An 11,390-nucleotide genomic window follows, 5' to 3' on the forward strand; every position below is an offset into this window, starting at 1 on the left:
GTCGCAGTCGCAGTCGCAGTCGCAGTCGCAGTCGCAGTCGCAGTCGCAGTCGCAGTCGCAGTCGCAGTCGCAGTCGCAGTCGCAGTCGCAGTCGCAGTCGCAGTCGCAGTCGCAGTCGCTTCTCGCTAAAGCTTTTGTGGGGAAAAGAAGAGCATTCTTTGAAGAAAAACCGTTTTTGTGATGGCAAAGAGCGCTTGAAGTGAAATTTCAAGAGAGAAAATTATTTTCACAGAATCTCAAAAAGAGGCATAAAAAAACCTGTGATGCTATCTTGGGGATCTAAAAAAATCCTTTTCAAAAATATTTTGAATATTTTATCTAAAATTTTTAAAAAGCAGCGATTTGGAGTGTTGCGAGTCGGCTATGTCTATGCTAGAAACCGAATGGTTTTTGTTCTAGGTTTTAAGAAGAAGATTCTTAAAACCTAGAATATCTGTTTCATTATCATCTGATAATTATCAGAGAGTCGCTCAAGGGAAAGAGGCGGTATTTCGTGTCGGATTCATTTTCTCTTATACCGCTGCCGTTGGTAGATCAACGCTATGCGCAAGCGCTTTTTAATTGCGTTCAAGAAGCAGGAAACGTTGAAAAGGTTGAAAAGGCAGTGGAAGATTTTTTGCTTGTCTTAGAGCAAAATGAAGATTTAAAACACTTCGTGCTCAGTCCATTCTTTTCAGTCAAAGAGCAAATTAAGGTGATGCAATCTGTTTGTGAAAAGATCAAATTTACTGATAAAGAAGCGGGGCAGATTGTTCGTAATTTTTTACGTGTTATCGCAGCAAACCGTAGGCTTAATGCTGTATTTGGTATTCTTCATGCTTTTCAGCGTTGCGTTGCACGCGCTCGTAAGCAAATTACGGCACAGATTGTTTCTGCGCGCCCCTTAAGTTCTCAACAAAAACAAGAGTTGTGTGAGGCTTTGGAAGGTGTCGTTGGGGGAAAAGTTTTGCTACATATCATTGTGGATCCAACAATTCTTGGTGGATTAATCGTTCGTGTCGGGGCGTCTCAAATTGATACGTCTCTTTTAACAAAATTGTCTTCGCTTAAGTTTGCATTGAAAAAAGAGGTCAGCTGATGGATATTAGACCATCTGAAATTTCAAAAATTCTAAAAGAGCAAATCAAAAACTTTGACCAAAAGGCTGAGGTTTCAGAAATTGGTTGGGTTCTCTCTGTGGGAGATGGTATCGCTCGCGTTTATGGTTTGGATAATGTTCAAGCTGGGGAAATGGTTGCTTTTTCAAATGGTGTGCGCGGTATGGCGCTCAATTTGGAAGTCGATAATGTCGGTGTCGTCATTTTCGGCTCAGATCGCGATATTCGTGAGGGGGATTGTGTAAAGCGATTGGGCGCTATTGTGGATGTCCCTGTGGGACCCGCTTTGCTGGGGCGTGTGGTTGATGCACTTGGAAATCCTATAGATGGTAAGGGACCTCTTAAGGAAACTGAACGTCGTCGTGTTGATGTGAAGGCACCAGGAATTATTCCGCGTCAGTCTGTGCATGAACCTATGTCAACCGGATTGAAAGCTATTGATGCTCTTATTCCCATTGGACGGGGGCAGCGTGAGTTGGTAATCGGTGATCGCCAAACAGGAAAAACAGCGATTTTGCTTGATACATTTTTAAACCAAAAACCTTTCCATGAAAAAGGGGCTGGACGAGAGCAAGATAAAGTTTATTGTATTTATGTGGCGATTGGTCAAAAACGTTCAACAGTAGCACAATTTGTTAAAGTTTTAGAAGAACGTGGAGCCCTTGAATATTCTATTATTGTTGCGGCGACCGCTTCTGATCCTGCTCCCTTGCAATTTATTGCACCTCTTGCTGGATGTGCTATGGGCGAATATTTCCGTGATAATGGGCAACATGCTTTGATTGGTTATGATGATTTATCAAAGCAAGCGGTGGCGTATCGTCAAATGTCTCTTTTGTTGCGTCGTCCACCAGGGCGTGAAGCTTATCCGGGTGATGTTTTCTATTTGCATTCGCGTCTTTTAGAGCGGGCTGCAAAGCTGAATGCGGAAAATGGATCGGGGTCGTTGACAGCTTTGCCGGTCATTGAAACACAAGCAAATGATGTGTCTGCTTATATTCCTACAAATGTGATTTCCATTACGGATGGGCAGATTTTCTTGGAGACAAATTTGTTTTATCAGGGGATCCGTCCTGCTGTAAATGTTGGTCTTTCTGTGTCGCGTGTTGGTTCAGCAGCGCAAATTAAAGCCATGAAGCAAGTGGCTGGTTCAATCAAAGGTGAATTGGCACAATATCGTGAAATGGCAGCTTTTGCGCAGTTTGGCTCTGATTTGGATGCATCAACCCAGCGTCTTTTGAATCGGGGAGCACGCTTAACAGAGATTTTGAAACAGCCGCAATTTTCTCCCCTCAAAACAGAAGAGCAGGTGGTGGTTATTTTCGCGGGTGTGAATGGCTATCTTGATTCTCTAGCGGTTTCTGATGTTGCACGGTTTGAGCAGGGGCTTTTGGTGCTTTTGCGGAGTGATTATCAAGATCTCTTAAAGGCAATTGCTGAGCAAAAGCAGATAACAGATGAGCTGAAAGATAAGTTGATAACTGTCCTTAACACTTATGCGAAAAATTTTTCGTGATGAATTGATGGAATGCTTGAATGGCTTCACTAAAGGATCTTAGAGACCGTATCGCTTCGGTTAAAGCAACACAGAAAATTACCAAAGCTATGCAGATGGTTGCGGCAGCAAGGTTGCATCGCGCCCAAGAGGCAGCGCAATCGGCTCGTCCTTATGCAAAGAAGATGGCTGATATTTTAACCAGTGTTGCTGCTGATGTTGATGGTGTTGATGCACCGGCTCTTATGCGTGGTACGGGGCGCGATGATGTGCATCTCTTGGTGGTGTGTACGGCTGAGCGCGGTTTATGTGGGGCTTTTAATGTGCAAATCGCTCGTCGTGCTCGTGAGCAGATTAAAGTGCTGTTGGCAGCCGGTAAAATTGTGAAAATTATCACTGTGGGCAAAAAGGGTGCGGATATTTTATTGCGCGACTACAAAAGCTTAATGATTGATCACATTGATTTACATGCGGTAAAGCGAATTGGTTTTGCAGAGGCGATGATGATTAGTCAACGCATTGTTGATTTGTTCAATGAAGGCGCTTTCGATGTTTGTACGTTGTTTTATTCTGAATTTGTTTCCGTGATTAATCAGCGTCCAACAGCTTTTGGCTTGATCCCAATGGGGCCCCAAAAGGCAGCTGTTGAGGCAATGGATATAGATGTTGAGGAGCAAAAAGAGAAAAGCAAAGGTTCACAATCGGCGGTTTGTGAGGCGATTGTTTATGAGTATGAACCTGATGCTGCCTCTCTTTTAGAGGCACTTGTGCCACGTAATCTTTCAGTGCAAATCTTTCGCGCTTTACTTGAAAATGTTGCTGGTGAAATGGGCGCAAAGATGACAGCTATGGACAATGCATCGCGCAATGCGGGTGAAATGATTAATAAATTGACGGTGGCTTATAATCGTCAACGGCAGGCACAAATTACGACAGAGTTGATCGAAATTATTGCGGGCGCTGAAGCGCTTTAAATGGAAAAGGTAAGGATTGATGGCAAAAGCAGTAACTTCAAGTAAAGGAGCAGAAAAGAGTGAAAAAAAGAAATCAGCTGCTCGTTCCAGTGTGAAAAAAGGCGCTTCGAAATCTCAAGGAGATGTGAAGACTGCATCTGCGCCTGCGCGTAGTGCCGCTAAAAATACACCGGTGAAAAAAGAAGAGCCTGCAAAAGGCGCTGTTGGTGAAATTAAGCAGGTTATTGGTGCTGTTGTTGATGTGCAATTTGAAGGGGCATTGCCAAATATTCTCAATGCTTTGGAAACAGAGAATTTAGGTAATCGCTTGGTGTTAGAAGTTGCACAGCATTTGGGTGAAAATACCGTGCGTACCATTGCGATGGATACGACCGATGGTCTAATGAGAGGCCAAAAGGTTGTGGATACAGGAACACAGATCAGTGTGCCTGTTGGTGAGGCAACGCTTGGACGTATTATGAATGTGATTGGGGAACCCGTGGATAATGTGGGACCAATCACTTCAACTAAAACGCGTTCTATTCACCAAGAGGCGCCTGAATATGTTGAACAATCAACCGTTTCAGAAATTCTTGTCACGGGTATTAAAGTTGTTGATTTATTAGCACCTTATTCTAAGGGGGGTAAGATTGGCTTGTTTGGTGGTGCTGGGGTTGGTAAAACCGTGCTTATTATGGAGCTTATCAACAACATTGCAAAAGCACATGGTGGTTATTCTGTCTTTGCTGGTGTGGGAGAACGGACGCGTGAGGGAAATGATCTTTATTACGAAATGATCGAAAGCCGCGTGAATGTGAATCCAAAAGACAATAATGGCTCAACAGAAGGCTCAAAATGTGCGCTTGTTTATGGGCAAATGAATGAACCACCAGGAGCCCGTGCGCGCGTAGCACTTTCGGGATTGACCATTGCAGAAAGCTTCCGTGATGAAGGACAAGATGTTCTCTTCTTTGTGGATAATATTTTCCGTTTCACACAAGCAGGGGCGGAGGTATCTGCTCTTTTAGGACGTATTCCTTCTGCTGTAGGGTATCAGCCTACTTTGGCAACGGATATGGGTGCTTTGCAAGAACGTATTACCAGTACGAAAACAGGCTCTATTACTTCCGTTCAGGCAATTTATGTTCCTGCCGATGACTTGACCGATCCGGCGCCGGCAACGTCTTTTGCTCACTTGGATGCAACAACAGTTCTTTCGCGCTCTATTGCGGAAAAGGGAATTTATCCGGCGGTTGATCCGCTTGATTCTTTCTCGCGTATGTTGGATCCATTGATTGTGGGGGAAGAACATTATACGGTTGCTTGTCAAGTGCAAACCATTTTACAACGTTATAGAGCGTTGCAGGATATTATTGCTATTCTTGGAATGGATGAACTTTCTGAAGATGATAAATTGTTGGTGGGGCGGGCGCGTAAAATTGAACGTTTCCTCTCACAACCCTTCCATGTAGCTGAAGCTTTTACTGGTTCACCAGGGAAACTCGTTCCTTTAGAAGAAACAATTAAGGGCTTTAAGGGGCTTTGTGCTGGTGATTATGATGATTTGCCAGAAGCGGCTTTTTACATGGTTGGCTCGATTGATGAAGCCATTGAAAAGGGAAAGCGTCTCATTGCGGAGGCTTCTTCATAAGAAGATATCCGTCAATGAATGCTTATTGTTCGTAAATACAGCAGAGGTCTTAGTAGAGCCTCGGGGAGATTTTTGTGGAACACAATAAAGAAGAGCATTTTTTGTTTGAACTGGTGTCACCTGAAAAAATTGTCTTTTCAGAGCAGGTGAGCTCCGTTGTTCTTCCTTCAGCGTCAGGTGCTCTGACTGTTATGGCACATCATGCACCGCTGGTGGCAAGTATTGTATTAGGCAGCGTTCGTATTCATACTTCCTCAGGGGAAAGACTCTTTGCTGTTTGCGGGGGTGTTGCTAATATCACCTTTTCGGGTTGTTCTCTTTTGGTGGAGCATGTTGTGGCTGTGAAACGGCTTTCTTTTGATGTGTTGGAGCAGAAAATTTTGCAAGTACAAGCAACTTTGGCAGAGGGGGCAGGTGATGAGACAAATCATAAGATCGAGGCGTTTTTTCATCAATTGACGGCTGAAGATCTTGGGGTTCCAGAGGCGTAGAAGGTTATATAGGAATAAAGCGACATGGGCGGCAGAAAGAGTACGGTTATGTCTGCTAAAAGAGGAGGAAAACCATTTCCTCATCCTGGTCGTGTTTTCGCAGGACCTTTGCCAAAATGTTTTGTGTATATTTTTGCTTCGTTTATTTTGCAGTGGGCTTATGGTTTAGGGGCAAATGTTGTTCAGTCTAACATTGTTCATCTTACCGGTGGTTTTCACGCAACTTTAGCCGAAACAACATGGTTGGTTGCTGCTTATATGGCACCTAATGTGAGTGTTGCCATTATGCTGATCAAAATTCGCTACCAGTTTGGTCTTCGTGCTTTTGCTGAGTTGTCAATCCTTGGCTTCGTTTTGGTTTGTGTTTTGCAGCTTTTTGTCACAGATTTGCGTTCCGCTTTGATCATTCGCTTTTTTGCTGGTATTGCTGCTGCACCTATGGCTTCACTGGCATTGCTTTATATGATGGAGGCTTTTGCACCAGCAAAAAAATTTACTGTTGCTTTGAGTTTGAATTATATGAATGCCGCTTTAGCGGCGCCCCTATCACGGTTGATCTCGCCGGATTTGTTGGAGAATGGGGGGTTTTCAAGTCTTTCAGCGATGGAAATGGGGCTGGTTCTTATCAGTTTGGGGTGTATCTATGCTCTTCCTCTAACCCCTGTGGTGCGTAGCAAGGTCATTCAGAAATTAGATTGGCTGAGCTATGGTTTGATTGCACTGGGGCTTGGACTCAATGCAGTGATTATGTCTGTTGGGATATTATATTGGTGGTATGAAGCGCCATGGATTGGATGGGGACTGGCCCTTGCTATTTTATCTTTGACTATTGCTATTATTATTGAACTTAATAGAGAAATGCCATTGATTGATTTGCGTTGGATTTTCAGTAAAGAAATGGTGCAATCTGTTTTCATTTTATTGATCTTTCACGTTTTTTTATTGGAGCGGTCTACTTTAGCAGTAAGTTTTTTTAATCTTTTTGGTTTGCTCAATCGTGAGATGGCACCCATGTATTTTGCAATCATGTTGGGGACTATTTTAGGCGGAGCAGTTTGTGTGTTTTTTTTACGTGTTGGGCGTGAGGATTATTTTTATATTATCTCTTTGGGCTGTTTGGCACTTGGGGCATATTTAGACAGTCATGTGAACCATTTAACGCAGCCTAAAGATATGATGCTTAGTCAAGGTTTGGTGAGTTTTAGTTATGCACTTTTTTTACCCCCTGCTCTTTGCAGAGGGTTTGTGATATCTGGTGAGAGGGGACCACGTTATGTCTTAAGTTTTATCGCTGTCTTTCTGTTGACACAAGTAACAGGAGGATTAATCGGGGCGGCTTTTTTTGGCAGTTTGCAGTTTTTTTTCGCTCATAAAAATTTTGAAGCTTTAACACAAAATATTGTTGTCACCGATCCACTTATTTCAAGGGAGACCAATGCCTTATTTTCTCCTCATTATGATGCTTCTATCTCTCAGTTTTTTGCGGATGAGCAAGGCACATCTGGATTGATTGAAAAGTTTAAGTTAACAGCCAATATTTTTGCTTATGGTGATGTCTTTCGGCTGTATTTTTATATTGCGATGGTTGTGTTTGCGGTTTTTCTTGTCAAAATATTTATAAAGTTATGTTCTTTTTATACATTTGAAAAGCAATATCGTGTTCGTAAAGAGGGGTGAGAAAAGTGATAAAAGCACTACGATCAAAAGCAACGCTTGTTGCATTTCTCTCGGGTATTACTGGCATTTTGCTGATTTTGTGGGCTTGGAGATTGCCTCCTTTTGTTAGTACCATTCAAATAACCGATAATGCTTCAATTAAGGGTAATGTTACTCTGGTCAGTTCGCAAATCTCAGGCGTGATTTCACGGATTTATGTGCAAGATTATCAACGCGTTGAAAAGGGGATGCTGCTGTTTGAACTCGATGATGCCTTGTTTCGCCAACAATTGGCACGAGCACAGGCTGTTCTTGATTCAAAAAAAGCAAAACTTGCAAGTGTTGTGTTGCAAGCTCAGATTTTACAGGGAGAAGTTAATGCGGCAGAAGCAGAATTAGCGCGCTCAAAAGCATTTTCCAATGTTTTGTCTGAGAATAAAAAGCTAGGCTTTGGTAATGTTTCCAGTGCGGATTCTCGTCCTCTTTCGCAATTGTTGGCAGCTCTTGAAACAAAACGCCAATTGCAAAAACAGTTAGATCTTGAACGACAAAGTTTACAGTCAGAAGTAGCAAGTGCAAAGGTTGGTGTGGAATTGGCTAAAATCAATCTCGATCATACCAAGATTTTGTCTCCTAACACGGGTTATATTGGTTTGGTTGGTGCTAGGGTAGGGCAATATGTTTTGCCAGGGGCACAATTGGTCTCCGTTATTTCTGATGATATTTGGATTATTGCAAATTATAAGGAAACGCAGCTTTCGAAAATGCGTGTTGGACAGCCCGTTATTTTTTCTGTTGACGCATTGGATAATAAGAAATTAAAAGGGCGCGTGGTCCGATTTGCACCGGCAACAGGTTCAGAATTTTCTTTGTTAAAAACGGATACGACTATTGGTAATTTTATTAAAATTGCTCAACGTATTTCAGTGCGTATTGCATTAGATCCTGGACAGGAAGGGATTGAAAAGCTCATTCCTGGGATGTCTGTTGTCACATATGTAGATACTTCGCAGCGCAACAATTCTGGAGGATAGAATTTTGGGTTTTTTGAATTTGATCTTTGTACCTTTTTCTTTTAGCAAGTGGACATTAACTTTAGAGGATTTCTTTTGGTTTTCTATAATACGTCTCTTAAAGCTTGCCTATCTTTACTATTTTGATATGTTACATTTTAGTGCGTCGCTCTAACCTTTTTCATCTGCTCAAGAAAGAGAATTCTGTCATAAGATTGGTGGTGGGAGAGGCTTTCCTATCTCTTCAGGTGCTGTGTGCATTTTATCAAGATGATTATGCTATTTTATCACGTTTTTTAACGTGATGGTTTTTAAAATAAAAAAATGCCCGATATAAAAGCGGGCATTAAAGGGGCTGGTTTTGTGGTTAATTTTTGCGTACTAGCAAGAAGTCAGCGAAAGCTAATCCGGCAGCTAAGGCGAGGATTGTTTTAGGGTGCTCTTTCACTTTTTTCTTCAATTCTGTAGCGTGTTCATTAAGATGGCAAAGCGCATGACGGCCTTTTTGTTTCCATGTGTCAAGTATATCAGAGATATTTTCAAAGCTTTCATTGTGAGGCCCCCATTGGTTGACGGGGGCAAGTTCACGTTTTAATTGTGCAATGCGTTTTTTAATTTTAGCATTTTTTTTGTGGGTTGAAAATAGGTACATTTTTTGACTCCTTTGTGTATTGTACTGTTTTTAGAAAATTGGCATGGTGTTTTGGGCTTTGCTATAACGGCTTGAAAATTGAAAAGTTGCATTGAGAGCACTGTGTGTTGGTGAGGTGAAAATTAAGAGTTTGGGTTTATTAAGGTATTTCTCAGAGGGCTCGCGTTCATTGCATGATGAGGGGTGTGAGGGATATAAGGTAAAATCTCCTGCAAAGAATAATCTCTTGTAAAGGTTATCAAGCTTGTTGCGCATCCTCGTCTTTATTTCATAAAAGCTATCAAGTTGGTCGTTTCATTTTCTTGTGCTTATTTTAAAGTGTTGTGATCGCTTTTGGAGATAGTTCTTCCAAGAATTTTCACTTTTTTCGTTTTTATCTCCATGGTTGTTGGTGATCTGTAAGGGGTATGGCTTTGATTGATGATGAACAGATTTGAAATGAGAGAAGCTTACGATGTTTGCGTTTTTCGTCAAATTTATAAAATAAAATATTATAAATCAACATCGTGACTTAATTTTATGGTATGTTCCGTGTGTCTTTTAAAATTGTGCTTTGATAAGCGTTATCTGTTGTGTTGTAAAATATTGTTCTTCTATGACGTTGATGTAAGGTATAGGTGTGCAACTTAAAAACACAGTTTTGTCTCTTTTTGATTTCAGTTTCTTTTTGAAGTAACCAAGTGTAAAAGTGTGAATGTGAACAAGACTGGTAGGACTTATCCGAGGCATCTGTGAAATGAGTCTCTCTTATGCGCTGAATTGCATCAGGGGGTAACAGGTGAAACGTAAAGCAATCTGTTAAAATTTATGGGCGGTGTCGTTTTTGTCTTTTGAGGCGCGGAGGAGGTCGATGTAAATGATGATTGATCGTGCAGGTTTTAAAAATTTGAGGACTTGATGAGCACAGCGTATTTTTTATCTAAACCTCTTGAGCGTCGTCGCTCTGTTGCTGTTGCGGTTGGTAATGTAATGGTTGGTGGTCATCATCCAGTTGTTGTTCAGTCAATGACCAATACCGATACTGCCGATGTTGATGCAACGGTTGCGCAAGTTGCGGCTCTTTGGCAAGCTGGTTCCGAATTGGTTCGGATCACTGTTGATCGTGATGAAGCGGCCGCAGCTGTTCCTAAAATACGGGAGCGATTGGAGAGATTAGGATTTTTTATCCCATTGATTGGGGATTTTCATTATATCGGTCATAAGCTTTTATCAGAGCATCCGGCGTGCGCTGAGGCACTTGCAAAATATCGCATCAATCCTGGAAATGTGGGTTTTGGTGCAAAAAAAGATCGCCAGTTTGCAGAAATTATTGAGATTGCTTGCCGGTATCATAAACCTATTCGCATTGGTGTGAATTGGGGGTCCCTTGATGGTGCGTTGTTAACACAGCTTATGAATGAAAATGCGCAAAAGGAGAATCCCTTATCTGTGAATGACGTGATGCGAGAAACTGTTATTCAGTCGGCTTTGCTTTCGGCTGCTTTAGCAGAAGAGTTGGGCTTGGGACGTGATAAAATTATTCTTTCTGTTAAAGTGAGTGATGTTCAACATCTTGTTGCTGTTTCCAGTAGTTTGGCAGAGCGTTGTGATTATGCTCTTCATTTGGGCTTGACAGAAGCAGGAATGGGAACAAAAGGGGTTGTTTCTTCTTCTGCGGCTTTGGGAATTTTATTACAGCAAGGAATTGGGGATACTATTCGTATTTCATTGACGCCTGAACTTAGTGGTGATCGAACACGAGAAGTGAAGGTGGCGCAAGAACTTTTGCAAGTGATGGGGTTTCGACAATTTTTGCCTGTTGTTGCTGCTTGTCCTGGATGTGGTCGTACAACCTCGACAGTGTTTCAGCAATTGGCGCAAAAAATTGAAGCGGATTTACACAAAAATATGCCCGTTTGGCGTAAAAAATACCCTGGGGTTGAAAGTTTGAAGGTGGCTGTGATGGGCTGTATCGTCAATGGACCAGGGGAATCAAAACATGCGGATATTGGCATTTCATTGCCTGGTGTGGGGGAAAGTCCGGCAGCACCTGTTTTTATTGAGGGGCAAAAGGTCAAAACTTTGCGGGGTGATCACATTGCTGAAGAATTTGAATCTCTCTTGAGTGATTATATCCATACACGCTTTGGACAAGGGTGAAATAAATTCTGGGCGTTCATTTTTGCAAAACATTGTCCATGATCGTTTTGGCATTTTTTCTTTATTAAGCTGTGTTTCTACTCGTAAATCAATATTCAGTCCTTATTATGGTGGTATGTTGAGAACAAAATCATCGTTCATAAAGTTGAGGCGGTTCTTTWTTGTTTTTAAGCATTTTTTCTTGATCATACGGTCTTCAAACAGATCCAATAGCAAAATAAACGTAACATTATCTCTAAACAA

General features: G+C 41.8%; 10 protein-coding genes. 9 read left to right on the plus strand and 1 reads right to left on the minus strand.

The annotated features are described in order from the left end of the window. The 8 genes from CEV08_RS09525 to CEV08_RS04595 all read left to right on the plus strand — a co-directional run. Window positions 1-203 (plus strand): hypothetical protein (locus CEV08_RS09525; protein ID WP_180753553.1); only part of this gene is annotated, 203 nt, incomplete at its 5' end. Window positions 204-493: 290 nt separating this feature from the next. Further along, window positions 494-1,078, plus strand: coding sequence for an ATP synthase F1 subunit delta (gene atpH, locus CEV08_RS04565; protein ID WP_100130558.1), 585 nt, complete (start codon window positions 494-496; stop codon window positions 1,076-1,078). Continuing rightward, window positions 1,078-2,613: a F0F1 ATP synthase subunit alpha gene (gene atpA / locus CEV08_RS04570; RefSeq protein ID WP_100130559.1), complete on the plus strand. Its 1,536-nt coding sequence runs from the start codon at window positions 1,078-1,080 to the stop codon at window positions 2,611-2,613. The genes atpH and atpA overlap by 1 nt, the downstream gene beginning before the upstream one ends. 20 nt (window positions 2,614-2,633) lie before the next feature. Continuing rightward, a complete protein-coding gene (locus CEV08_RS04575; protein WP_100130560.1) occupies window positions 2,634-3,566 on the plus strand; it encodes a F0F1 ATP synthase subunit gamma in 933 nt (310 codons plus the stop codon). 19 nt (window positions 3,567-3,585) lie between these two features. Next, entirely contained in the window at window positions 3,586-5,196 is a 1,611-nt protein-coding gene (gene atpD, locus CEV08_RS04580) for a F0F1 ATP synthase subunit beta (RefSeq protein ID WP_100130561.1), read from the plus strand. Window positions 5,197-5,270: 74 nt separating this feature from the next. After that, window positions 5,271-5,687 carry an ATP synthase F1 subunit epsilon gene (gene atpC / locus CEV08_RS04585; protein ID WP_100130562.1) on the plus strand — a complete coding sequence of 139 codons (417 nt, stop codon included), beginning with the start codon at window positions 5,271-5,273 and terminating at the stop codon, window positions 5,685-5,687. 24 nt (window positions 5,688-5,711) lie between these two features. Next, window positions 5,712-7,364: an MFS transporter gene (locus tag CEV08_RS04590; RefSeq protein ID WP_100130563.1), complete on the plus strand. Its 1,653-nt coding sequence runs from the start codon at window positions 5,712-5,714 to the stop codon at window positions 7,362-7,364. A gap of 5 nt (window positions 7,365-7,369) precedes the next feature. After that, a complete protein-coding gene (locus CEV08_RS04595) occupies window positions 7,370-8,377 on the plus strand; it encodes an HlyD family secretion protein (protein WP_100130564.1) in 1,008 nt (335 codons plus the stop codon). A gap of 346 nt (window positions 8,378-8,723) precedes the next feature. Here CEV08_RS04595 and CEV08_RS04600 read toward each other — a convergent pair whose 3' ends face one another. After that, a complete protein-coding gene (locus CEV08_RS04600; RefSeq protein WP_100130565.1) occupies window positions 8,724-9,008 on the minus strand; it encodes a hypothetical protein in 285 nt (94 codons plus the stop codon). Window positions 9,009-9,905: 897 nt separating this feature from the next. Between CEV08_RS04600 and ispG the strand changes: the two genes are divergently transcribed. After that, window positions 9,906-11,147: a flavodoxin-dependent (E)-4-hydroxy-3-methylbut-2-enyl-diphosphate synthase gene (ispG, locus tag CEV08_RS04605; RefSeq protein WP_100130566.1), complete on the plus strand. Its 1,242-nt coding sequence runs from the start codon at window positions 9,906-9,908 to the stop codon at window positions 11,145-11,147. Window positions 11,148-11,390: the final 243 nt, after the last annotated feature.

The sequence above is a fragment of the Bartonella tribocorum genome (genome assembly GCF_002778015.1).
GTDB classification, from domain to species: Bacteria; Pseudomonadota; Alphaproteobacteria; order Rhizobiales; family Rhizobiaceae; genus Bartonella; species Bartonella tribocorum_B.

What these genes read in the sequence shown, in the direction of transcription:
- atpA (WP_100130559.1), top strand. Translation starts at nt 1,078, where the DNA reads ATGGATATTAGACCATCTGAAATTTCAAAAATTCTAAAAGAGCAAATC.
- CEV08_RS04575 (WP_100130560.1), top strand. Translation starts at nt 2,634, where the DNA reads ATGGCTTCACTAAAGGATCTTAGAGACCGTATCGCTTCGGTTAAAGCA.
- atpD (WP_100130561.1), top strand. Translation starts at nt 3,586, where the DNA reads ATGGCAAAAGCAGTAACTTCAAGTAAAGGAGCAGAAAAGAGTGAAAAA.
- CEV08_RS04590 (WP_100130563.1), top strand. Translation starts at nt 5,712, where the DNA reads ATGGGCGGCAGAAAGAGTACGGTTATGTCTGCTAAAAGAGGAGGAAAA.
- CEV08_RS04600 (WP_100130565.1), bottom strand. Translation starts at nt 9,008, where the DNA reads ATGTACCTATTTTCAACCCACAAAAAAAATGCTAAAATTAAAAAACGC.
- ispG (WP_100130566.1), top strand. Translation starts at nt 9,906, where the DNA reads ATGAGCACAGCGTATTTTTTATCTAAACCTCTTGAGCGTCGTCGCTCT.